The sequence below is a fragment of the Streptomyces sporangiiformans genome (assembly GCF_005768555.2).
Taxonomy (GTDB): Bacteria; Actinomycetota; Actinomycetes; order Streptomycetales; family Streptomycetaceae; genus Streptomyces; species Streptomyces sporangiiformans.
Genome location: NZ_VCHX02000338.1, coordinates 19,273 through 42,135, shown reverse-complemented (window position 1 = coordinate 42,135; position 22,863 = coordinate 19,273). Strand labels below are relative to the sequence as shown.

The 22,863-nt window shown below is 71.7% G+C and carries 17 protein-coding genes and 1 pseudogene; 6 read left to right on the top strand and 12 right to left on the bottom strand.

Annotated elements, in window-relative coordinates; translation table 11 throughout:
- Positions 1 to 176: 176 nt before the first annotated feature.
- The 3 genes from FGD71_RS43030 to FGD71_RS43020 form a co-directional block, all read right to left on the bottom strand.
- Positions 177 to 1,637 carry a glutamate synthase subunit beta gene (locus FGD71_RS43030; protein WP_119106030.1) on the bottom strand — a complete coding sequence of 487 codons (1,461 nt, stop codon included), beginning with the start codon at positions 1,635 to 1,637 and terminating at the stop codon, positions 177 to 179.
- Positions 1,630 to 6,234: a glutamate synthase large subunit gene (gene gltB / locus FGD71_RS43025; protein WP_119106029.1), complete on the bottom strand. Its 4,605-nt coding sequence runs from the start codon at positions 6,232 to 6,234 to the stop codon at positions 1,630 to 1,632. Before gltB ends, FGD71_RS43030 begins: the two co-directional genes overlap by 8 nt.
- Before the next feature lie 368 nt (positions 6,235 to 6,602).
- Positions 6,603 to 7,331: a VIT1/CCC1 transporter family protein gene (locus tag FGD71_RS43020; protein ID WP_119106028.1), complete on the bottom strand. Its 729-nt coding sequence runs from the start codon at positions 7,329 to 7,331 to the stop codon at positions 6,603 to 6,605.
- 328 nt (positions 7,332 to 7,659) lie between these two features.
- On the opposite strand from FGD71_RS43020, the pseudogene FGD71_RS50345 reads away from it, so the two are divergent.
- The 6 genes and pseudogenes from FGD71_RS50345 to FGD71_RS42985 all read left to right on the top strand — a co-directional run.
- Positions 7,660 to 8,715: pseudogene (locus FGD71_RS50345) on the top strand (ADP-ribosylglycohydrolase family protein); the annotation flags it as partial.
- Between the two features lie 1,055 nt (positions 8,716 to 9,770).
- Positions 9,771 to 11,060: an ADP-ribosylglycohydrolase family protein gene (locus FGD71_RS43005; protein WP_338120114.1), complete on the top strand. Its 1,290-nt coding sequence runs from the start codon at positions 9,771 to 9,773 to the stop codon at positions 11,058 to 11,060.
- Between the two features lie 7 nt (positions 11,061 to 11,067).
- Entirely contained in the window at positions 11,068 to 12,213 is a 1,146-nt protein-coding gene (locus FGD71_RS43000; RefSeq protein WP_119106027.1) for an ADP-ribosylglycohydrolase family protein, read from the top strand.
- Positions 12,210 to 13,601, top strand: coding sequence for an ADP-ribosylglycohydrolase family protein (locus FGD71_RS42995; protein WP_119106026.1), 1,392 nt, complete (start codon positions 12,210 to 12,212; stop codon positions 13,599 to 13,601). Before FGD71_RS43000 ends, FGD71_RS42995 begins: the two co-directional genes overlap by 4 nt.
- Entirely contained in the window at positions 13,598 to 14,791 is a 1,194-nt protein-coding gene (locus FGD71_RS42990; RefSeq protein WP_119106025.1) for a CaiB/BaiF CoA transferase family protein, read from the top strand. Before FGD71_RS42995 ends, FGD71_RS42990 begins: the two co-directional genes overlap by 4 nt.
- Positions 14,788 to 15,618, top strand: coding sequence for an HpcH/HpaI aldolase/citrate lyase family protein (locus FGD71_RS42985; RefSeq protein ID WP_119106024.1), 831 nt, complete (start codon positions 14,788 to 14,790; stop codon positions 15,616 to 15,618). The genes FGD71_RS42990 and FGD71_RS42985 overlap by 4 nt, the downstream gene beginning before the upstream one ends.
- 64 nt (positions 15,619 to 15,682) lie before the next feature.
- On the opposite strand, the gene lgt is transcribed toward FGD71_RS42985, so the two are convergent.
- From lgt to FGD71_RS42940, 9 genes are all read right to left on the bottom strand, one after another.
- A complete protein-coding gene (gene lgt / locus FGD71_RS42980; protein ID WP_119106023.1) occupies positions 15,683 to 16,678 on the bottom strand; it encodes a prolipoprotein diacylglyceryl transferase in 996 nt (331 codons plus the stop codon).
- 80 nt (positions 16,679 to 16,758) lie between these two features.
- A complete protein-coding gene (locus FGD71_RS42975; RefSeq protein ID WP_162931385.1) occupies positions 16,759 to 17,532 on the bottom strand; it encodes a DsbA family protein in 774 nt (257 codons plus the stop codon).
- Positions 17,533 to 17,610: 78 nt separating this feature from the next.
- Positions 17,611 to 18,423, bottom strand: coding sequence for a tryptophan synthase subunit alpha (gene trpA / locus FGD71_RS42970; protein ID WP_119106021.1), 813 nt, complete (start codon positions 18,421 to 18,423; stop codon positions 17,611 to 17,613).
- Positions 18,420 to 19,706: a tryptophan synthase subunit beta gene (gene trpB / locus FGD71_RS42965; RefSeq protein ID WP_119106020.1), complete on the bottom strand. Its 1,287-nt coding sequence runs from the start codon at positions 19,704 to 19,706 to the stop codon at positions 18,420 to 18,422. The genes trpA and trpB overlap by 4 nt, the downstream gene beginning before the upstream one ends.
- 224 nt (positions 19,707 to 19,930) lie before the next feature.
- Positions 19,931 to 20,194, bottom strand: coding sequence for a tryptophan biosynthesis modulator TrpM (gene trpM, locus FGD71_RS49485; RefSeq protein ID WP_240437048.1), 264 nt, complete (start codon positions 20,192 to 20,194; stop codon positions 19,931 to 19,933).
- Between the two features lie 7 nt (positions 20,195 to 20,201).
- Positions 20,202 to 21,011: an indole-3-glycerol phosphate synthase TrpC gene (gene trpC, locus FGD71_RS42955; RefSeq protein ID WP_119106019.1), complete on the bottom strand. Its 810-nt coding sequence runs from the start codon at positions 21,009 to 21,011 to the stop codon at positions 20,202 to 20,204.
- 182 nt (positions 21,012 to 21,193) lie between these two features.
- On the bottom strand, positions 21,194 to 21,637 hold the full coding sequence (locus FGD71_RS42950) for a DUF2752 domain-containing protein (RefSeq protein WP_119106018.1): 444 nt from the start codon (positions 21,635 to 21,637) through the stop codon (positions 21,194 to 21,196).
- A gap of 115 nt (positions 21,638 to 21,752) precedes the next feature.
- Positions 21,753 to 22,004 (bottom strand): HGxxPAAW family protein, encoded by a 252-nt coding sequence (locus tag FGD71_RS42945; RefSeq protein ID WP_119106036.1) that lies wholly within the window; start codon positions 22,002 to 22,004, stop codon positions 21,753 to 21,755.
- Positions 22,005 to 22,181: 177 nt separating this feature from the next.
- Entirely contained in the window at positions 22,182 to 22,832 is a 651-nt protein-coding gene (locus FGD71_RS42940; protein ID WP_119106017.1) for a TIGR02234 family membrane protein, read from the bottom strand.
- Between the last annotated feature and the right edge of the window lie 31 nt (positions 22,833 to 22,863).

Here is a 22,863-nt window from a genome sequence, read left to right as displayed (position 1 = left end):
ACGAGGCCGTTCAGGCCGATACGGGGGTCTGGGGGCGCAGCCCCCAGGTACGGGATGGGACGGGTAGGGGCGGCGGGGGCGAAGACACCACAACGCCCGCCCAGCGTCCGGTCGGGGACAAGGGGCGGGCGTCGCGTGTTCCGTACGCCTTTGTACGGGACGTCTGGTGAAACCCGTCAGACCATCAGCGCACGGTCCGTCGGGCGGATCGGAGCCGGCAGTTCGCTCGCCCCCGTGAGGAAGCGGTCGACCCCGCGGGCGGCCGAGCGGCCCTCCGCGATGGCCCAGACGATGAGGGACTGTCCGCGGCCGGCGTCACCGGCGACGTACACGCCGGGGACGTTGGTCGCGAAGTCGGCGTCGCGGGCGATGTTGCCGCGCTGGTCGAGCTCCAGGCCGAACTGCGAGACCAGACCGTTCTCCTGGTCGGTGCCGGTGAAGCCCATCGCGAGCGTGACCAGCTGGGCCGGGATCTTGCGCTCCGTGCCCGGCTTCTGCGTCAGCTTGCCGTCCACGAACTCGACCTCGACGAGGTGCAGCCACTGCACGTTGCCGTCCTCGTCGCCCTCGAAGTGGGTGGTGGAGACGGAGTAGATCCGCTCGCCGCCCTCCTCGTGCGCGGAGGTGACCTTGTAGAGCATCGGGAAGGTCGGCCAGGGCTGGCCGGGGTTCCGCTCCTCGCCCGGCTGCGGCATGATCTCCAGCTGCGTGACGGACGCGGCACCCTGACGGTGGGCCGTGCCCACGCAGTCCGCGCCGGTGTCACCGCCGCCGATCACGACGACGTGCTTGCCCTCGGCGGTGAGCGGAGGCGTCACGAAGTCGCCCTCCTGCACCTTGTTGGCCAGCGGCAGGTACTCCATCGCGAAGTGGATGCCGTTCAGCTCACGGCCGGGCACCGGCAGGTCGCGCGAGACGGTCGCGCCCGCCGCGATGACCACGGCGTCGTACCGCTTGCGCAGATCCGTCGCCTTGAGGTCGCGGCCGATCTCGATGCCCGTACGGAAGCGGGTGCCCTCCGCGCGCATCTGCTCGATACGCCGGTTGATGTGCCGCTTCTCCATCTTGAACTCGGGGATGCCGTAGCGCAGGAGGCCGCCGATGCGGTCCGCGCGCTCGTAGACGGCGACCGTGTGGCCCGCCCGGGTCAGCTGCTGGGCGGCGGCCAGGCCCGCCGGGCCCGAGCCGATGACCGCGACGGTCTTGCCGGACAGGCGCTCGGGGGCCTGCGGGGCGACGTCACCGGTCTCCCACGCCTTGTCGATGATCGAGACCTCGACGTTCTTGATGGTCACGGCGGGCTGGTTGATGCCGAGCACGCACGCGGACTCACAAGGGGCGGGGCACAACCGCCCGGTGAACTCCGGGAAGTTGTTCGTCGCGTGCAGCCGCTCCGAGGCGGCGGCCCAGTCCTCGCGGTACGCGTAGTCGTTCCACTCGGGGATCAGGTTCCCCAGCGGGCAGCCGTTGTGGCAGAAGGGGATGCCGCAGTCCATGCAGCGCGAGGCCTGCTTGGAGATGATCGGCAGCAGCGAGCCCGGAACGTAGACCTCGTTCCAGTCCTTGACGCGCTCTTCCACCGGGCGGGTCCTGGCGACCTCGCGGCCGTGGTTGAGAAAGCCCTTGGGATCAGCCATTGGTCGCCGCCTCCATCATCTTCTCGGTGATCTCGGACTGGGAGAGTCCGGCTCGCTCGGCGGCGTCCTTGGCGGCGAGCACTGCCTTGTACGTGCTGGGGATGATCTTGCTGAAGCGGTCCACGGACACGGACCACTCGGCGAGGAGCTTCTCGGCGACCGTCGAACCGGTCTCCTCCGCGTGCCGGCGCACCACGTCGTGCAGCCACTGCTTGTCGGTGTCGTCGAGCGCCTCGATGGCGCCCACGTTGCCGACGTTCACGTTGTCGCGGTTCAGGTCGATCACATACGCGATGCCGCCCGACATACCGGCCGCGAAGTTGCGGCCCGTCTCGCCGAGGATCACCGCGTGACCGCCGGTCATGTACTCGCAGCCGTGGTCGCCCACGCCCTCGGACACGACCGTCGCACCGGAGTTGCGGACGCAGAAGCGCTCGCCGGTGCGGCCGCGCAGGAACAGCTCGCCGCCGGTCGCGCCGTACGCGATGGTGTTGCCCGCGATCGTCGAGAACTCGGCGAGGTGGTCGGCGCCCCGGTCCGGGCGGACGACCAGGCGCCCGCCGGACAGGCCCTTGCCGACGTAGTCGTTGGCGTCGCCCTCCAGGCGGAGCGTGACACCGCGCGGCAGGAAGGCGCCGAAGGACTGGCCCGCGGAGCCGGTGAAGGTGATGTCGATGGTGTCGTCGGGCAGGCCCGCGCCGCCGAACTTCTTCGTCACCTCGTGGCCGAGCATGGTGCCGACCGTGCGGTTGATGTTGCGGATCGCGACCTGGGCGCGCACCGGCTGGGCGTCGGTCGCGGAGTTCGCGGCCAGCGCGTCGGCGGCGAGCTTGATCAGCTCGTTGTCGAGCGCCTTCGCCAGGCCGTGGTCCTGCTCGATCAGCTGGTGGCGCACCGCGCCCTCCGGCAGCTCGGGCACGTGGAACAGCGGCTCCAGCTCCAGGCCCTGCGCCTTCCAGTGGTCGACGGCACGGGTGACGTCGAGCGCCTCGGCGTGGCCGACGGCCTCCTCGATGGAGCGGAAGCCCAGCTCGGCGAGCAGCTCGCGGACCTCTTCGGCGATGAACTCGAAGAAGTTCACGACGTACTCGGCCTTGCCGGAGAACCTCTCGCGCAGGGTCGGGTTCTGCGTGGCGATACCGACCGGGCAGGTGTCCAGGTGGCAGACGCGCATCATGACGCAGCCGGAGACGACGAGCGGCGCGGTCGCGAAACCGAACTCCTCGGCGCCGAGGAGCGCGGCGATGACGACGTCACGGCCGGTCTTCAGCTGGCCGTCGGTCTGCACGACGATGCGGTCGCGCAGCCCGTTGAGCAGGAGGGTCTGCTGGGTCTCGGCGAGGCCCAGCTCCCAGGGGCCGCCGGCGTGCTTGAGCGACGTCAGCGGCGAGGCGCCCGTACCACCGTCGTGGCCGGAGATCAGTACGACGTCCGCGTGGGCCTTGGAGACACCCGCGGCGACCGTGCCGACGCCGACCTCGGAGACCAGCTTCACGTGAATCCGCGCCTGCGGGTTCGCGTTCTTGAGGTCGTGGATCAGCTGGGCCAGGTCCTCGATGGAGTAGATGTCGTGGTGCGGCGGCGGGGAGATCAGGCCGACACCCGGGGTCGAGTGCCGGGTCTTGGCCACCCAGGGATAGACCTTGTGGCCGGGCAGCTGGCCGCCCTCGCCGGGCTTGGCGCCCTGGGCCATCTTGATCTGGATGTCGTCCGCGTTGACCAGGTACTCGGACGTCACGCCGAAGCGGCCGGAGGCGACCTGCTTGATCGACGAACGCCGCGCCGGGTCGTACAGCCGGTCCGCGTCCTCGCCGCCCTCACCGGTGTTGGACTTGCCGCCCAGCTGGTTCATGGCGATGGCGAGCGTCTCGTGGGCTTCCTTGGAGATGGAGCCGTAGGACATGGCGCCGGTGGAGAAGCGCTTGACGATCTCGGAGGCCGGCTCGACCTCGTCGATGGAGATCGGCTGACGGCCCTCGGAACCGGTCTTGAATCCGAACATGCCGCGCAGCGTCATCAGCCGCTCGGACTGCTCGTTCACGCGGTCCGTGTACTGCTTGAAGACGTCGTAGCGGCGGGTGCGCGTGGAGTGCTGGAGGCGGAAGACCGTCTCCGGGTCGAACAGGTGCGGCTCGCCCTCGCGGCGCCACTGGTACTCGCCGCCTATGTCAAGGGCGCGGTGCGCGGGAGCAATACCCGACGCCGGGTACGCCTTGGCGTGGCGGGCGGCGACCTCCTTGGCGATGACGTCGATGCCGACGCCGCCGATCTTGGTGGCGGTGCCGTTGAAGTACTTCTCGACGAAGGCCTGGTCCAGGCCGACGGCCTCGAAGACCTGGGCGCCCCGGTAGGAGGCGACGGTCGAGATGCCCATCTTGGACATGACCTTCAGAACGCCCTTGCCGAGGGCGTAGATCAGGTTGCGGATGGCCTGCTCGGCCTCGATGTCCTGGAGGAACGTCCCTGCACGGACGAGGTCCTCGACGGACTCCATCGCCAGATACGGGTTGACGGCCGCGGCGCCGAAGCCGATGAGGAGGGCCACGTGGTGGACCTCGCGGACGTCGCCCGCCTCGACGAGCAGCCCCACCTTGGTGCGCTGCTTGGTGCGGATCAGGTGGTGGTGGACGGCCGCGGTGAGCAGCAGCGACGGGATCGGCGCGTGCTCGGCGTCGGAGTGCCGGTCGGACAGGACGATCAGGCGGGCGCCGTTCTCGATGGCGGTGTCGGCCTCGGCGCAGATCTCCTCGAGCCGGGCCGCGAGGGCGTCGCCGCCACCGCTGACCCGGTAGAGACCCGACAGCGTCGCGGCCGTCATGCCCGGCATGTCGCCGTCGGCGTTGATGTGGATGAGCTTGGCCAGCTCGTCGTTGTCGATCACCGGGAAGGGCAGGGTGACGCTGCGGCACGACGCGGCGGTCGGCTCCAGGAGGTTGCCCTGCGGGCCCAGCGAGGAGTGCAGCGAGGTGACCAGCTCTTCGCGGATCGCGTCCAGCGGCGGGTTGGTGACCTGCGCGAAGAGCTGGGTGAAGTAGTCGAAGAGGAGACGCGGGCGCTCGGACAGCGCGGCGATCGGCGAGTCCGTGCCCATCGAGCCGATCGGCTCGGCACCGGCCTTGGACATCGGCGCGAGGATGACGCGCAGCTCTTCCTCGGTGTACCCGAAGGTCTGCTGGCGACGGGTGACCGAGGCGTGGGTGTGCACGATGTGCTCGCGCTCGGGGAGGTCGGAGAGCTCGATCTCGCCGGCCTCCAGCCACTCCTCGTACGGGTTCTCCGCCGCGAGCGACTGCTTGATCTCGTCGTCCTCGATGATGCGGTGCTCGGCGGTGTCGACGAGGAACATACGGCCGGGCTGCAGGCGGCCCTTGCGGACGACCTTCGACGGGTCGATGTCGAGGACGCCGACCTCGGAGCCGAGGACGACGAGGCCGTCGTCGGTGACCCAGTAGCGGCCGGGGCGCAGACCGTTGCGGTCCAGCACGGCGCCGACCTGGGTGCCGTCGGTGAAGGTGACACAGGCCGGGCCGTCCCAGGGCTCCATCATCGTGGAGTGGTACTGGTAGAAGGCGCGGCGGGCCGGGTCCATGGAGTCGTGGTTCTCCCACGCCTCCGGGATCATCATCAGCACGGAGTGCGGCAGCGAGCGGCCGCCCAGGTGCAGGAGTTCGAGCACCTCGTCGAAGGAGGCCGAGTCGGAGGCCTCGGGCGTACAGATCGGGAAGATCCGCTCCAGCTGATCCTGCGGGCCGAACAGGTCGGAGACCAGCTGGGACTCGCGGGCCACCATCCAGTTGCGGTTGCCCATGACCGTGTTGATCTCGCCGTTGTGCGCGACGAAGCGGTACGGGTGGGCGAGCGGCCAGCTCGGGAAGGTGTTCGTGGAGAACCGGGAGTGCACGAGCGCGATCGCGGAGGCGAAGCGGCGGTCGGACAGGTCCGGGAAGAACGGCTCCAGCTGACCGGTGGTCAGCATGCCCTTGTAGACGATGGTGCGCGCGGAGAGCGACGGGAAGTAGACACCGGCCTCGCGCTCGGCGCGCTTGCGCAGCACGAAGGCCTTGCGGTCGAGCGCGATGCCCTCGCTGACGCCGTCGGCGATGAAGACCTGACGGAAGGCGGGCATCGTCGATCGGGCGGTGGCGCCGAGGAGTTCGGGGGCGACGGGGACGTCGCGCCAGCCGAGGACGGTCAGGCCCTCCTCGTCGGCGATCGTGTCGATCCGCGAGATGGCGTCGGCCGCCCCGTCTTCGGGCAGGAAGGCGATGCCGACCGCGTAGGCACCGGCCGCGGGCAGCTCGAATTCGGTCACCGCACGGAAGAAGGCGTCCGGGACCTGGGACAGGATGCCCGCGCCGTCACCGGAGTCGGGCTCCGAGCCGGTCGCGCCGCGGTGCTCCAGGTTGCGGAGCACGGTGAGCGCCTGTTCGACCAGCGCGTGGCTCGCCTCACCGGTGAGGGTCGCCACAAAGCCGACGCCGCAGGCGTCGCGCTCATTGCGCGGGTCGTACATCCCCTGCGCGGCAGGGCGAGCATCCATGAACGACCAGTTCTGGCCATTCGTGGAGTGCTGGGACGGCTGGCGCGGCGTGCGCATCGGCTCTCCCGTCGTCGTCGTGGCATATGCAAGTGCCGAGGGACGACGTTGGCCCTCTGCTATAGGTGCAAAATTTCGTGCAGGTTACATGATGGGGCGGATCTCGGGAACCGGATACCGCGTCCCAACATGCGGGCACCGCAGCCCGCGGTGGGGGTACCGCTCGTGGCGGTGGAGTAAGGGGACCTACTGGGACAGGTCGTTGCCCGTCGGCCCGTACGCAACGGGCAACGTCGCCCACCACGCTGGGTGCGGCGCAGGCTTCATTGCCAGCGGCGCTTACGGCTCATGCCCAGTGGTCATGGAATCGAAACCGCTGAGTAACGGCTACTTATGCAGTCCCGTGCATAGAACCCTCAGCACACCCATCATACGGCCGCGCCGAACAGACTGCCCAGGGCGTACGTCACACCCGCCGCGGCCCCGCCCAGGGCGAGCTGCCGCAGTCCGCTGTACCACCAGGACCGCGCGGTCACCCGGGCCACGACCGCACCGCACGCGAAGAGCCCGAACAGGGCCACGACCACCGCGGGCCACAGTGCGGTCATGCCCAGCAGATAGGGCAGTACGGGCAGGAGGGCGCCCAGGGCGAAGGAGCCGAAGGAGGACGCGGCGGCGACGGCCGGCGAAGGCAGGTCGCCGGGGTCTATGCCCAGTTCCTCGCGCGCGTGGATCTCGAGGGCCTGCTCGGGGTCCTTGGACAGCTGCCGTGCGACCTCACGGGCGAGCGCGGGGGCGACGCCACGGGATTCGTACAGCGCGGCGAGCTCACTCTCCTCGTCCTTGGGGTGCTTGCGCAGCTCCCCGCGCTCCACTTCGAGTTCGGCCTCGACGAGTTCGCGCTGCGAGGCGACGGAGGTGTACTCGCCGGCGGCCATGGAGAAGGCACCGGCGGCGAGGCCCGCGAGACCAGTGATGACGACGGTCCGGGGGGAGACGGACCCTCCCGCGACACCCGTCATCAGCGCCAGGTTGGAGACGAGCCCGTCCATCGCGCCGAAGACCGCCGGGCGCAGCCAGCCACCGTTGACGTCTCGGTGGGTGTGGTTGTCGCGGTGCGCCACATGCAGGTTCGCTTCGGTCTCGATGACGGACATGACGGATCCCCCGGCGGAGTGTGATGTGTACTGATTCCAGTTTTGGACAACACCAAAAGTACGCCCGGAATTCCGGCCCCGCCAGCAAGGAAGGCCGTACTTACCTGCGCTTTTACCCTCCGCCGCTCATCCGTAGGGGGCCCCGCACAGATGTCGACCGGGTGACGCTGAGGTGTGTGAGGCACGGGTGGGGCGCTCAGGTGGGACACATCCACAAAGGGCTCCGCGCTCGCGCTGAAGTCCGCGACTGGCGTCGCGCACTGAGGTCCGCGCACTGAGGTCCTCGCAACTGACAGGAGGCCAGGAGCCCTGAGAGGAGTGGCACCGCATGGCTTCCATCGCCTGCATTCCCTCGGTTCCGGCGCCCGAGGACGCCGCCGGGCTTCGTGAACGGGCACGCGGTGCGCTGCTCGGACTCGCTGTCGGGGACGCGCTGGGCGCGCCCGCCGAGAACATGAAGCCTTCGGAGATCCGCGCTCGCTGGGGCCGGATCACGGGGTACGTGGCCGAGCGCCCGTCCGGCACGGACGACACGGAGTACGCGATCTTCTCGGGGCTGCTGCTGGCCCGGCACGGTTCGGCTCTCACGGTCGCGCATGTCGAGGCGGCCTGGCACCAGTGGATCGCGGACCGGGACGAGGGGCCGTTCCGGGGCGCGGGCTTCAGCGAGCGGGGCACGCTGGAGAACCTGCGCCGGGGTCTCGCGGCGCCCATCTCCGCCCAGCACCGGCATGCGTGGAGCGACGGGCTGGCGATGCGTGCGGCACCCTTCGGGGTGTTCGCCGCGGGCCGCCCCGCCGAGGCGGCCCGCCTGGTGGCGATCGACGGTTCGGTGAGCCACGACGGCGAGGGGATCTACGGCGGCCAGGCGGTCGCGGCGGGAGTGGCGGCGGCGATGGCGGGCGCCCCCACGAGCGCGGTGGTCGCCTCCGCCCTCGCGGTCGTCCCGGACGACTCCTGGACCGCGCGTTGCCTGCGCCGGGCGGTCGCCTGCGCCCACCGCGGCGAACGCGCGGTCCGCTCCGCGGTGGTCATCGGCGGCTACCCCTGGACCGACCTGGCCCCCGAGGCGGTGGCCTTGGCCTTCGGCGCGTACGCGGCCGCCGACGGCGACTTCCGCCAGGCGGTCCTCACGGCGGTGAACATGGGCCGCGATGCCGACACGACGGCGGCGGTGGCGGGCGCACTGGCCGGCGCCACGCGGGGCGCCTCCGCGATCCCCACGGCCTGGGCAGCAGCCATCGGTCCGGCCCGCGGCAGCTGCCTCCCTTCGATGCGGGGGCATCACGTACTGGACGTGGCGGACTTGCTGACACCGGAAGAGGAGGGGGCGCCGCCGGGAAGGAGACCTGAGCCGGCACCCACGCCAGAGCCAGCCCGAAGGCCAACTCCGACTCTGGCTCTGGCTCTGGGCCTGGGCCTGGGCCTGTCTTCAGCGCCGCCTGCGACTGCGGCTGAGGCTCCCACCCCGGTCTCGGCTCCAGCTCCAGCTCCGGCATCGGCTGCGGCCGCGAGTGCGAGTGCGGCTCCCACCTCAGTGTCGGCCCCAGCTGCGGCCGCGAGTACGGCTGAGAATGCGGCTCCCACCCCGGCACCAGCTCCGGCATCGGCTTCGGCTCCACCTCTGACCCCGGCTCCGGCATCGGCTGCGGCCGCGGCCGCGGGTGTCAGTCCCTCGGATCCGGCCCCGGCTCCAGCTCTGGCCCTGGCCCTGGCTCCGGCATCGGCTCCCACCTCGGCACCAGCACCGGATCCCACCTCGGCCCCGGCTCCGGGTTCGGCCTCGGCTCCACCTCTGACCCTGGCTCCGGCATCGGCTCCCACCCCGGCACCGGCTGCAGCTCCCGCCTCGACGTCGGCTCCGGCATCGGCTGTGGCCGCAGGTGTCGCTCCCTCGGATCTGGCTCCGGCCCCCGCTCCAGCTCTGGCCCTGGCCCTGGCTCCGGCATCGGCTCCCACCTCGGCACCAGCACCGGATCCCGCCTCGGCCCCGGCTCCGGCATCGGCTGCGGCCGCAGGTGTCGCTCCGGCTCCGCATGCGGCGCCCGCCTCCGATCCGGCTCCGGGTTCGGCCCCGGCTGCGGCTGCGGCCCCCGCTCGGGCTCCGGGTTCGGCCCCGGACGCGGCTCCCGCCCCGTCCTCGACCCCAACCCCGGCTTCGGCTGCCGCGTCCGTTGCCGCCCCGGCCCCGTCGACGGCCACGACTCAACCCTCGGCACCAGCCCCAACCCCGCCCCCGGCTCCCGCCCCTGCCTTCAGGGCGTTCGCTCGGGCCGTTGATCACGACGCGGGCGGGTGGGTCGGCGGGCCCGATGGGTGCGTTCTGGACGCCGGTGCTGAGCAGGGTGCGTCGGGCATCGGCCGCGAGTGCCTTGTGCCGGCCGCCGATCCTGGCCGGGGCGTGCCGACTACCGCGGGCGACGGGGACGAGGTGCGGCCGTGAGTCCCAACCCCCTGGTCAGCGCGCCCGGCGCCGGCGGTGTCGGTGCCGCCGACCCGTGCTGTCTCGCTCCGAGCGCTCCCAGTACCCCCAGCCCTCCGCCCGGCGCACCCGGCTCCCTCACCGACACCCCGGGCCCCGTACCCGATGCGCCCACGGCTCCGCCCCGGCGGCGTATCGAAGGTCTCCTGCTGGGGCTGGCCGCGGGAGATGCCGCCGGCTGGCCCGCCGCGCGGCATCGGGCCGCTCGGATGCCCGAGTGGACGCGGCGGCTGACGCGGGAGCTGGACACGTTCGCGGAGCAGAACGCGACCACGACGCTGCCCGTGCCGATCGCGCTCAACCAGCCGCCCGAACCGCTCAGGCTCGGACCGTCGGACGACGCCGAATGGGCGGCCTTCGCGGCGGAGGCCCTGCTGCGGGCCGCCGACGGCAGCGTGCTCGGCGATCTGAGCCGGGAGCGCCGGATGCGCGCGGCCATCGACCTCTCCTGGAACGCCCTCGCCGGCGAGGTGGCCACGGCCGCCGACCGCGCCCCGGAGGTCGAGTCGGCCGTCCTCCCCCTGCGCGCCCGCATCTCCGTACACGCCGGACTCGGCAACCTCGCCACCGGTCTGCGCCCGCCCGCCACCGGCCACGACAACCCCCACTATTTCGACGACGCGGCCTGCGTACGGGCCTGTGTGCTCGCCGTCGCGCACGCCGGTGAGCCCGAACTCGCCGCGGAGCTCGCCGAGTTCGACGCCCGCTACACCCAGGACGGCGACGGTGTGCACGGTGCCCGTGCCATGGCCGCGGCGATCGCGCTGGCGCTCGCCGGCGCGGACGTCGACGCCTGCGCGACGGCCGCGCTCGCCGAACTCCCCGAGTCCACGGAGATCGGCCGCAACGCCCGCCACGCGCTCGGTCTCGTCCGCGACACGGACCCCGCAGGCGGCGCCTTCGGTCTCGTACCCCTCCTCGAGCACCAGATCGTCGACCACGTCTACAGCTACGGCATCGCCGCCGCCGAGACCGTCCCGGTGGCCCTCGCCCTCGCCACCGCCGCGCGCGGCCGCATCGACCAGGCCGTGCCCGCAGCCGCCTGCCTGTCCCGCGTGGCCGACTCGGCCCCCGCGCTCGTGGGCGCCCTCACCGGCGCCCTCGGCGGCGGCAGCGCCATCCCCTCCGCCTGGCGCGACGCCTGCCGCACCCTCTCCGGCTGCGCCCTCCCCCGCCTGACCGGCACGGATCTGGTGGAACTCGCCGAACTGCTCACAGCGACGGAACTGGCCCTCCCAGAGGGATGATTCGGACATGACGCCCACCCGAACCGGAACCCTGGAAGAACGGATCATCCACAGCCTCGTGGGAGCCGCCGTCGGCGACGCGCTCGGCGGCCCCGTCGAGGGCTACACCCCCGAGCAGATCACCGAACGCCACGGCGGCCGCGTCCACGGCATCGTCGGCCCCTGGAACGGCGACGACTGGCGCACCGCCCGCCCCATCGCCCCGTACCACAAGGGCGACGGCCACGTCACCGACGACACCTTGATGACCCACGCACTGATCCGCGTGTACGCCACGGTCCGCGACCACCTGGACGCATACGCGATCGCCGAGCATCTCGTGCCCGATCTGATGACCACCCCCCGCTGGATCCCCGAACTTCAAGCGGAGGCCCTCCCCCTCCAGCGCGTCTTCCTCGCCGAGAAGTGGCTGGTGGCCCGCATCCACTACGGCCACATCGACCCGCGCGAGGCAGGCACCGGCAATATCGTCAACTGCGGTGCCGCGATGTACATGGCCCCGGTCGGCCTGGTCAACGCGGCCAACCCGGCGGGCGCGTACGCCGAGGCCCTCGACATCGCGGGCGCGCACCAGTCGTCGTACGGGCGCGAGGCCGCGGGCGTCTTCGCGGCGGCGGTGGCCGCGGCCTGCGCTCCGGGTGCGAGCCCGGAGTCGGTCGTCGAGGCCTGTCTGAGCGTGGCGAAGGACGGCACCCGCGCGGCGATCGAATCGGTCTGCGAAACGGCAACCCGCCACACGGACTTCGAGTCGGCCCTGCGCCCCCTGCGCGAGGCGGTCGCCCCGTACGACACGGTCGGCCCCGACTACCGCGCCCCGTCCCTCGGCGCCCGCCGCCCCTCCCGCCTCCACGCGATCGAGGAACTCCCCATCGCTCTCGGCATGGTGGTGGTGTCCGGCGGCGACTACCGCCACGCGGTCCTCGGCTCCGTCAACTACGGCCGGGACTGCGACTCCATCGCCACGATGTCCGGCGCCCTCGCGGGCGCCCTCGGCTCTCCGCCCCCACGCGACTGGGCCAAGACGGTCGCGGAGTCCAGCCGACTGGACCTGGAGACTCCGGCCAGGACACTCGCGGAGGTGACCCGGGAGACCTTCGCCAAGGACGTACGGCGCCGCCGCGCCCATGAATCCGCGTTCGCGGAGCTCTCATGACCCCACTCCGCCTCACCTGGGTCCAGCCCGAGGACCTGCTGGGCCACGAACTCCGCCAGGCGGCTCAGGACGGCCGCGATCCCTCCGCGATCGCCGCCCGCTGGCACGCAGCGGGCGGCCAGGAAGCCCCCCGTCGTGCGGGCGCCTCACACGAACCGGCGTCGCCGTACCTACGGAGGCTGGCCGACGATCTGCTCGATGAACTCGCCGCTCTGCCCAGCGGGTTGGAGCACAGCGAGCCGACCGGCCTCGGCGAGATCCAAGCCCTGTGCCCCGATTGGCCCACGAAGCAAAGCGGTGGGCTTGGGGAAGAGGACCCTCCCACCGCCCCCGTCCCCCGCCTGCATGCCGCCTGGCTCGGCAGAGCCACCGGCTGTCTCCTGGGCAAGCCGGTGGAAAAACTCCCGCTGACAGCGATCCGCGCCCTTGCCCGAGCCGCCGGCAACTGGCCCCTGACCACCTGGTTCACAGCGCGGGGCCTGCCATCCGAGCTCACGACCGCATACCCCTGGAACCGCCGCTCGGCGACCACCTCCCTCGCCGAGAACATCAACGGCATGCCGGAGGACGACGACCTCAACTACCCCGTCCTCAACCTCCTGTTGCTCCAACGCCACGGCAAGAACTTCTCCACCACGGACGTCGCCCGACTCTGGCTGGACGAACTCCCGGCAGCTCGCACCTTCACAGCGGAACGCATCGCCTACCGCAACCTCCTGGGCGGCATCGAGCCCCCGCTCACGGCCCATCACCGCAACCCCTTCCGCGAATGGATCGGCGCCCTGATCCGAGCGGACGTCCACGGCTGGACCAACCCCGGCGACCCGGCCACCGCCGCGGCACAGGCCCACCGGGACGCCACCCTCACCCACACGTCCAACGGCGTCTACGCGGCGATGTTCACGGCGGCCACGATCGCCGAGGCAGCCACGCGCGCCGGCGACATCCACACCTGCCTGCGCACCGGCCTGTCCGTCGTCCCCCCGGGCTCCCGCCTCGCCCAAGCCGTCCGCCACGCCGTTCAACTGGCCCAGGAACACCGAGGCCGGGACTTCGACGGGGTCGTGGACGAACTCCACGCCACCCACACGCCGTACCACTGGGTCCACGCCATCCCCAACACGGCCCTGCTCGCCGCCGCCCTCACCCACGCGGACGGCGACTTCACCGCGTCCATCTGCCGTGCCGTGTCCGGCGGTTGGGACACCGACTCGAACGGAGCGACGGCGGGCTCCATCGCCGGACTCCTGGCGGGCCACCCGGACGCGATCGCCGACCGCTGGACGGCCCCTCTCAAGAACCGGCTCGCCACCTCCATCGGTGACTTCGACGGAATCGGCTTCGACACCCTCGCCCACCTGACCCACCAGGAGGCCTCCCACCCATGACCGCACCCCTGACCGGCCTCCGCGTCCTCGACCTGGCCACCCTCTTCGCCGGACCGCTCGCCGCCACGATGCTCGGCGACTTCGGTGCCGAGGTCATCAAGGTCGAACATCCCCGCAAGCCGGACCCCTCCCGCGGCCACGGCCCGTCCAAGGACGGCGTCGGCCTGTGGTGGAAGCTCCTCGGCCGCAACAAGCGCACGATCACCCTCGACCTCTCGAAGGACGGCGGCCGCGGCACCCTCCTGCGACTCGCCGCCTCCTCCGACGTGATCATCGAGAACTTCCGCCCGGGCACGCTGGAGAAATGGCGCCTCGGCTGGGCGGAGCTGTCGGCGGCGAACCCCCGCCTGGTCCTCGCCCGGGTCACCGGCTTCGGCCAGTTCGGCCCGTACGCGCACCGGCCGGGCTTCGGCACGCTCGCCGAGGCGATGAGCGGCTTCGCGGCGATCACCGGCGAACCGGACACGCCGCCCACCCTCCCGCCGTTCGGACTGGCCGACTCGATCGCCGGCCTGGCCACGGCGTACGCGGTGATGACGGCCCTCGCGGCCCGCGACCGCACGGCCGACGGCCACGGCCAGGTGATCGACATGGCGATCATCGAGCCGATCCTCACGGTGCTGGGCCCGCAGCCGCTCTGGTACGACCAGTTGGGCCACGTCCAGCCGCGCCTGGGCAACCGTTCGCAGAACAACGCGCCCCGCAACACCTACCGCACCGCGGACGGCTCCTGGGTCGCCGTCTCGACCTCGGCGCAGTCGGTCGCCGAACGCGTGCTGCGCCTGGTCGGGCGCCCCGAGCTGACGACCGAGCCGTGGTTCGCCACGGGCGTGGACCGGGCCCGGCACGCGGACGAACTCGACGAGGCGGTCGGCGCGTGGATCGCCCGGCACAGCCGCTCCGAGGTCATCGACGCCTTCGAGAAGGCGGAGGCCGCGGTGGCGCCCATCCAGGACGTACGCGAAGTCATGGCCGATCCGCAGTACGCGGCCCTGGACACGATCACGACCGTCGACGACCCCGAACTCGGCCCGCTGCGCATGCAGAACGTCCTCTTCCGCCTGACCGAAACGCCCGGTGGGATCCGCTGGGCGGGCCGCCCGCACGGCGCAGACACGGACACGGTCCTCACCGAACTCGGCCTGACCGCCGCCGAGATCACCGCCCTCAGAGCGGAGGGCGCGCTGTGACCGCCGAGTCCGAGCCCCTCCCCCTCACCTGGCTGTACGCCCCCGGTGACCGCCCCTCCGTGGTCGCGAAAGCCCTGCGTGCCGGAGCCGACGTGGTCATCGTCGACCTGGAGGACTCGGTCGCGCGCGAGCGCAAGGAGTACGCCCGCGCCGCCACCGCCGAACTCCTCTCCGAGCCGCCACCGCTCCCGGTCCACGTCCGCGTGAACGCCCTGGACACCCCGCAGGGCGACGCCGACCTCCGCTCCCTGCTGCCGCTCCCGGGCCTCTCGGCCCTGCGCCTGCCCAAGGTGACCTCCCCCGCCCAGATCACCCGCACCGCGCAACGAGCGGCCGGTCTCCCCCTGTACGCCCTGCTGGAATCGGCCCTCGGCATCGAGCGCGCGTATGCGATCGCCGCGGCCGACCCCTCGCTGCGCGGCATCGCCCTGGGAGAGACCGATCTACGGGCGGACCTCGGGGTACGTGAGGAGGCCGGACTCGACTGGTCCCGCGCCCGCGTCGTCCTCGCCGCCCGCGCCGCGGGCCTGGCCCCGCCCGCCCAGTCCGTCTATCCGGACGTACGCGATCTGGCCGGCCTGGCCGTGTCCTGCGCCCACGGCCGCTCCCTGGGCTTCATCGGCCGCGCGGCCATCCATCCCGACCAGCTGCCCGTCATCGAGCACGCCTATCTGCCGTCTCTGGAGGAGATCGCCTCCGCCGAGGAGATCATCAAGGCCGCCGCCACGGAGCCCGGCGCCCAGGCCCTCCCGAACGGCCGGCTCATCGACACGGCGGTGGTGGCGGCGGCCCACCGCACCCTGGCCCTGGCCCGCCGCCGCACATAGCCCCGGCACACGAAGGGGGCGCCCCAAAATCCTTGGGGCGCCCCCTTCGACGTACGAACCGATGTCAGCCCTTCTTGGCCGACTCGGCCTCGTCCTTCGTGTCCGACGCCGCGGCGTCCTCGTCCGGCTCGGGCTCCGCCGCGGCGTCCGTGTCCTTGCCGGAGGCCTCGGTGTCCTCGTCCTTGTCCTGGTCCTCGTCCTTGTCGGAGGCCTCGGCAGCCGAGTCGTCCCCCGAACCGTCGGAGACACCCGGCTCGACGACCTCCTCGCGGCCCGGACGCCGCTTGGCCGACACCACGAAGTAGATGACGGCGAGGAGGAAGACCACGATCGCGGTCCACTCGTTGAGGCGGAGCCCAAAGATGTGGTGGGCCTCGTCGACGCGCATGGACTCGATCCAGAACCGGCCCGCGCAGTACGCGGCGACGTACAGCGCGAACGCCCGCCCGTGCCCGAGCTTGAAGCGCCGGTCCGCCCAGATGACGAGCAGCGCGACGCCGATGCACCACAGCGACTCGTAGAGGAAGGTCGGGTGGTACGTGCCGGGGATGCGTCCGTCGGCCGAGGACGTGATCTTCAGCGCCCAGGGAAGATCCGTGGGCCGCCCGTACAACTCCTGGTTGAACCAGTTGCCCCAACGACCGACGGCCTGAGCGAGGGCGATGCCCGGCGCGAGGGCGTCGGCCCACGCGGGCAACGGGATTCCGCGCCGACGGCATCCGATCCACGCGCCCAGCGCACCGAGCGCGATGGCGCCCCAGATACCGAGGCCGCCCTCCCAGATCTTGAAGGCGTCGACCCAGTCCTGGCCCTCGCTGAAGTACAGCTGGTAGTCCGTGATGACGTGGTACAGCCGTCCGCCGACGAGGCCGAACGGGACCGCCCACACGGCGATGTCGGCCACGGTGCCGGACCGGCCCCCGCGGGCGATCCACCGCTTGTTTCCTAGCCAGACGGCCAGAAAGACACCGATGATGATGCAGAACGCGTAGCCGCGGAGCGGAATGGGGCCGAGCTCAAGCACTCCGCGCGACGGGCTGGGGATGTAGGCAAGTTCCATGGCAGGGTCGACGCTACCCTGCCGGGCGGGAGACTCGGCAACCCGCCCGGGCTACGGCTCCATAACGAGGCACGGCCGCGCTACGCCTTGTTCGCCTCCTCGACCATCTGCTTCAGCTTCGCCGGGGTCATCGTCCGGTCCTGGTAGATGTTCTTTCCGTTCAGCAGCACCGTCGGCGTGCCCTGGAAGCCACTGCTCTGGAAGGCCTTGTTGGACTGGGCGACCCAGCTGTTGTGCGCGCCGTCCTCGACGCACTTCCTGAAGGCGCCGGTGTCGAGCCCGTCCACCTTGCCCGCCAGCTCGATCAGCTTGCCGTTGTCGGCGTAGTCGTCGTTCGTCTCCACGGGCTGGTTGTCGAACAGCACGTCGTGGTACGCGGTGAACTTCCCGGCGTCCTGAGCGCACGCCGCGGCGTTGGCCGCGCGCAGGGAGCCGCTGCCGCCCATGTTCCCGTCGATCAGCGTGACGAGCCGGTAGTCGACCTTCAGCTGTCCGGAGTCCGTGAGCTCATGGATCGTCGGGCGATACGCGCTCTCGAAGTTCTTGCAGGCCGGGCAGCGGAAGTCCTCCCACACGGTGAGGGTGGACCTGGCGCTCGCCTCACCCGCGGGGATGACGAGGTTGTCGTCGCCGTTCGCCCCCGAGGGCGCCGTGACCGGGCCCGCCGTGTCCGTCTTGTCCTTGTCCATGTTCGCGGCCACCACGCCGATCACCGCGGCCAGTGCCAGCACGCAGACGACGGCGGCGCCCACGATCAGCAGCCGGCGGCGCTTCTCCGCCGACCGCTGCTTCTCTCGCTCCGCCGCAAGCCGCTCGCGGGCGGTGCGCTTTCCCTCACGGTTCTTCTCGCTCACGCCCGGCAGAACGAACCGGGGAGGCGCAGCGCGCCTCCCCGGTCCCAGGTCCACCCGTACGAGTGAGCGGATTGTCGGTTACGCCCCTCGGACGCCCTGGGCGAGGTCCGCGGCGAGCGTGCGTACGGCCTCCAGGCCCGCCGCCTCGTCCGGCGCGTCCAGCATGCGCTTCACGAAGGCCGAGCCGACGATGACGCCGTCGGCGAAGCCGGCGACCTCGGCGGCCTGTCCGGCGTTGGAGACGCCGAGTCCGACGCAGACCGGCAGGTCGGTGGTGGCCTTGGTGCGGCGCACCAGGTCCTGGGCCTGCGCGCCCACCGATTCACGGGTGCCGGTGACGCCCATCAGGGAGGCCGCGTACACGAATCCGGATCCCGCGGCGGTGATGTCGGCGAGCCGGGCGTCCTTGCTGCTGGGCGCGACCACGAAGACGGTCGCGAGTGCGTGCTTCTCGGCGTGCTCCCTCCAGAGCGCGGACTCCTGCACGGGGAGGTCGGGCAGGATGCACCCCGCCCCGCCGGCCTCGGCCAGCTCGGCGGTGAACCGCTCGACGCCGTAGCGGTCGATCGGATTCCAGTACGTCATCACGAGCACCGGCTTCCCGGTCGCCTCGTACGCCTCGCGGACCGTGCGCATCACGTCCGCGATCTTGACGCCGCCGCGCAGGGCGATGTCGTCGGCGGTCTGGATGACCGGGCCGTCGAGGACCGGGTCGCTGTGCGGCAGCCCCACCTCGACGACGTCGGCGCCCCCGTCGAAGACGGCCTTGATGGCGTCGATACCGCCGTCGACGGTCGGGAAGCCGGCCGGGAGGTAGGCGATGAGGGCGGATCGCCCCTCGGCCTTCGCGGCGGCGAGGGTGTCGCTCAACAGCTGAATGTTGCCGCTCACTTGGCGTCCCCCTCGATCTCGGCGGTGTCGCCGTCGGCGTCCGCGGCGACGGCCGCGTCCGTGTCGTACAGGCCGAAGTACCGGGCGGCCGTGTCCATGTCCTTGTCGCCTCGCCCGGACAGGTTCACGATGATCAGACCGTCCCTGCCCAGCTCCTTGCCCACGTCGAGGGCACCCGCGAGCGCGTGCGCGCTCTCGATGGCCGGGATGATGCCCTCGGTCCGCGACAGCAGGCGCAGGGCCTGCATGGCCGCGTCGTCGGTGACGGCGCGGTACTCGCCGCGACCGCTGTCCTTGAGGTAGGAGTGCTCGGGGCCGATGCCCGGGTAGTCGAGGCCGGCCGAGATCGAGTACGGCTCGGTGATCTGGCCCTCCTCGTCCTGCAGGACGTAGCTCCTGGACCCGTGGAGGATGCCGGGCTCGCCGGCGGTGAGGGTGGCCGCGTGCTCACCGGTCTCGACGCCGTGTCCGGCGGGCTCGCAGCCGATGAGGCGTACGTCCGTGTCCGGGATGAAGGCGTGGAAGAGGCCGATGGCGTTCGAGCCGCCGCCGACGCAGGCGACCGCGGCGTCGGGAAGGCGCCCGGCGCGTTCGAGGATCTGCCGGCGGGCCTCGACGCCGATGACGCGGTGGAAGTCGCGGACCATGGCCGGGAAGGGATGGGGCCCGGCGACGGTCCCGAACAGGTAGTGGGTGTGATCGACGTTGGCGACCCAGTCGCGGAACGCCTCGTTGATGGCGTCCTTGAGGGTGCGGGAGCCGGACTTCACGGCGATGACCTCGGCCCCGAGCATGCGCATGCGGGCGACGTTGAGGGCTTGCCGCTGGGTGTCGATCTCACCCATGTAGATGGTGCACTCGAGGCCGAAGAGGGCGCAGGCGGTGGCGGTCGCGACGCCGTGCTGGCCGGCTCCGGTCTCGGCGATGACGCGGGTCTTGCCCATGCGCTTGGTGAGCAGCGCCTGGCCGAGCACGTTGTTGATCTTGTGGGATCCGGTGTGGTTCAGGTCTTCCCGCTTGAGGAAGATCCGGGCGCCCCCGGCGTGTTCGGCGAAGCGCGGCACCTCGGTCAGGGAGCTGGGCCGGCCCGTGTAGTGCACGAGCAGGTCGTCCAGCTCACGCGCGAACTCGGGATCGGCCTTCGCCTTGTCGTACTCCACGGCGACCTCGTCCACGGCGGCGACGAGCGCCTCCGGGATGAACTTGCCGCCGAACGTGCCGAAGTATCCCTCGGCACTGGGAACTTGACCCTCCGGGTCGGGAATGAAGAACTCGCTGGGCATGCGGTTACCTCACAGGGGCGTGGGCCCCGGTCGCAAGTCGGATGGCGGTCACGATGTGCGCGCGTGCGCCGTCGGAGGTGCACGTCGAGTCATGCTCACGACGGATCTGCATCGCTGTGCGGGCGCCCTGTCCAGGGCATCTCACCTGCACGCAACGAGATCGCCGCGCTGAACCGAGCGGAAACCTACCGGCGGCGAAGGCGCGCCAGGGCCTGTCCGGCGGATCAGGGTCGGACAGTCCCCGGGCGCCGAGGCCATCGCATCCCGTTGACCTGACCCGGCTCGTCTCCGATCACGTACCGCACCCTGCGCCCGTGCACCCGTCGCGCGGGCGCCCGGCACCCTCGCGGACGGCAGCCGCGGGCGAGGCGGGCGTAGGGGTCCCGCGGCGCCAAGGGGGCCGCGGCGGCCGACCGTACGCACACCGGACCACCGTCGGGGCGAGCCCCAGGACGGGTGGTGGCGGCAAGGGTGCGGTCGGCGTACATCCGAGGGTCAGCCTCGCCCGTGGCGGAGCGCGGGGTGCGCGCCCGCGGCGACCAGGTCGGAGACGGCGGTCTTCGGGTCGCGGCCGGTGACCAGCGACTCGCCCACCAGAACCGCGTCGGCGCCGGCGTTGGCGTACGCGATGAGGTCGTGCGGGCCGCGGACGCCGGACTCGGCGATCTTGACGAGGCTGTCGGGGATCTCGGGGGCCACGCGGTCGAAGGTCGTCCGGTCGACCTTCAGCGTCTTCAGGTTGCGCGCGTTGACGCCGATGACCCTCGCGCCGGCGTCCACCGCCCGCTCGACCTCGTCCTCGTCGTGCACCTCGACGAGCGGCGTGAGCCCGATGGACTCGGCGCGCTCGATCAGGGACTCCAGAGCGGGCTGCTCCAGCGCGGCGACGATCAGCAGCGCCAGATCCGCGCCGTACGCCCGCGCCTCCCACAGCTGGTACGACGTGACGATGAAGTCCTTGCGGAGGACCGGGATGTCCACGCGCGCGCGGACGGCCTCCAGGTCGGCCAGCGAACCGCCGAAGCGGCGCTGCTCGGTGAGGACGGAGATGACGGCCGCGCCGCCCGCCTCGTAGTCCGCCGCCAGCCCGGCCGGGTCGGCGATCGCCGCGAGCGCGCCCTTGGACGGGCTGGACCGCTTCACCTCACAGATGACCTTGACACCGTCACCACGCAGGGCGGCCTCGCCGTCCTTGGCTGCCGGAGCCTTCGCCACGCGCTCCTTGAGCTCGTCGAGGCTGACGCGCGCCTGCCGCTCCGCGAGGTCGGCACGGACTCCGTCGATGATCTCGTCGAGCACACTCACGCGAGCGGCCCCCTTCCCTGACGGTGGACAGTACAAGCGGTTGAGCAGCTGACCCGGTCCGCCCGCATCGGACGAAACCGCATCAGACGAAAACCGATGGTCACTGCGATGGTATCTGGAGGAGGGCGAAGCCCTCACATCCGGTTGACGCCGGTCCCATTACCTGGACATTCGCCAGTTGATCAAGGATGGAGCCAGCCACCGAACGGCAGGTTCCGGACAACGGTGAAGACCAGCAGCAAGGCACCGACGCCCCAGAGGAGGCCGGGCCCCGGATCGAGCCGCAGCGGGCGCCCCTGGACCGACCGTACCGCCCAGAGCGTCCACACCACCGCGAACACGAGATACCCGGCGACCGCGACCGCGTTGGCCCCGAGTGCCGCCGCGAAGTCCCCGTGCACGAAGGCGTGCGCGCTGCGCAGTCCGCCGCAACCGGGGCAGTACACGCCGGTGTACTGGAGCAGCGGACAGGCGGGGTAGTGCCCTGGTTCGTTCGGATCGACGGCGGCGACGTACGCGAAGGCCCCGACGACGGCCGTGAGGACACCACCGGGCACGGCGAGCCGCCGCACCACGGATCCGGGAGGGCGCGTCACCCTCTGGGTTTCGGTGTTCACCCCACGCATTCTGCCCCGCGCGGGTGAGCCCTGCACAACCTTGCACGCACACGCGCACGAAAACACGAAAAAAGGCGGCCCCGGCGTTGGAACCGGGGCCGCCTTCGCGCGATGCCGTGGCGGGTCAGCTCTCGACGGAGGCCACTTCGCGTGCGGACTCGGCGGACCCGGGCTTGCCCGCGCCCTTCGGCCGGCCGAGGCCGGCCGCGCTCATGGCCATGCCGACCACGCCGCCGACCGCGACGATGACCAGTCCGGCCCAGAAGCCCAGCGGGCTGGCCAACACCGTGAAGGCACCCGAGACGCAGAAACCGATGAAGGCGATAGTGACACCGGTCCAGGCGGCCGGGGTGTGACCGTGGCTGCTGCCCGCCATGACTTGCTCCTCGTAGCTGATGACGTATGTGCCTGTGTGAGTCAGACGCTCGGTGGCCATTGTCCCGTACTCGCGTGTACCGGCCGACCGGGGGGTCCTCGCGTACGGCGAGAGCCCGCAATTCCCGCCTCGGAGCGGGGGGCGTGCGGCGGACAGCTGGACTACCGAGCTGCTGAGCTACGCCCCGGTCGGGTCCTCGCCCCGGTCCAGCGCCTTCCACATCTCCTCGGGCCGGTCCGGGTCCGCCACGGGCTTGGCCTTACGGGGCCGGGGGGTGCCGTCCCGCTCGTACCGGCCCGACATGGTGGGCCACAGCCGTCCGTAGCGCAGCGCGAGCAGACCCGCGAGCAGGAGCAGCAGGCCGCCCACGGCGGCTACGTACGGCCAGGCGGTGTGGCTCATGGAGTCGACGGTCGCGGTGGTGTCGCCGGAGGCCTGCGCGGCCTTGTCGTCGAGGGCGGACCTGTCGGAGACGCCGAGGAGCGCGGCGGCCACGGTGCCCGCGCCGGAGAGCGCGAGGAGCCCGGCGACCAGGAAGCGTCCGGCGCGGCGTACGGCGAAGACGGCGACGAGCGCGGCGAGGCCCACTACGGCCAGGGCAGCGGGCACTCCCGTGACGTCGCTGCCGGTCGCGCTCAGCGGGAAGTCGCCGCCGGCCACCGTGGTGGTGCCCTCCGACCAGCCCTGCCGCGAGGCGAGCAGCGCGACGGCCGCGCCGAGCGCGCCGCACAGCAGGGCGAGGGCGAGGCTGCGCCGGCCGGACCGGGCGGGTCCGGTGGATCCGGCGGCTTCGTATCGGGGGTGAGGTACGGCAGTCACGTACTCCACTATCGCCCTGACCCCGGGCGAACCGTCACCC

Coding starts and splice junctions, on each gene's coding strand:
- FGD71_RS43030 (WP_119106030.1), bottom strand. CDS start 1,637: ATGGCTGATCCCAAGGGCTTTCTCAACCACGGCCGCGAGGTCGCCAGG.
- gltB (WP_119106029.1), bottom strand. CDS start 6,234: ATGCGCACGCCGCGCCAGCCGTCCCAGCACTCCACGAATGGCCAGAAC.
- FGD71_RS43020 (WP_119106028.1), bottom strand. CDS start 7,331: ATGTCCGTCATCGAGACCGAAGCGAACCTGCATGTGGCGCACCGCGAC.
- FGD71_RS43000 (WP_119106027.1), top strand. CDS start 11,068: ATGACGCCCACCCGAACCGGAACCCTGGAAGAACGGATCATCCACAGC.
- FGD71_RS42995 (WP_119106026.1), top strand. CDS start 12,210: ATGACCCCACTCCGCCTCACCTGGGTCCAGCCCGAGGACCTGCTGGGC.
- FGD71_RS42990 (WP_119106025.1), top strand. CDS start 13,598: ATGACCGCACCCCTGACCGGCCTCCGCGTCCTCGACCTGGCCACCCTC.
- lgt (WP_119106023.1), bottom strand. CDS start 16,678: ATGGAACTTGCCTACATCCCCAGCCCGTCGCGCGGAGTGCTTGAGCTC.
- trpB (WP_119106020.1), bottom strand. CDS start 19,706: ATGCCCAGCGAGTTCTTCATTCCCGACCCGGAGGGTCAAGTTCCCAGT.
- trpM (WP_240437048.1), bottom strand. CDS start 20,194: ATGTACGCCGACCGCACCCTTGCCGCCACCACCCGTCCTGGGGCTCGC.
- FGD71_RS42950 (WP_119106018.1), bottom strand. CDS start 21,637: ATGCGTGGGGTGAACACCGAAACCCAGAGGGTGACGCGCCCTCCCGGA.
- FGD71_RS42945 (WP_119106036.1), bottom strand. CDS start 22,004: ATGGCGGGCAGCAGCCACGGTCACACCCCGGCCGCCTGGACCGGTGTC.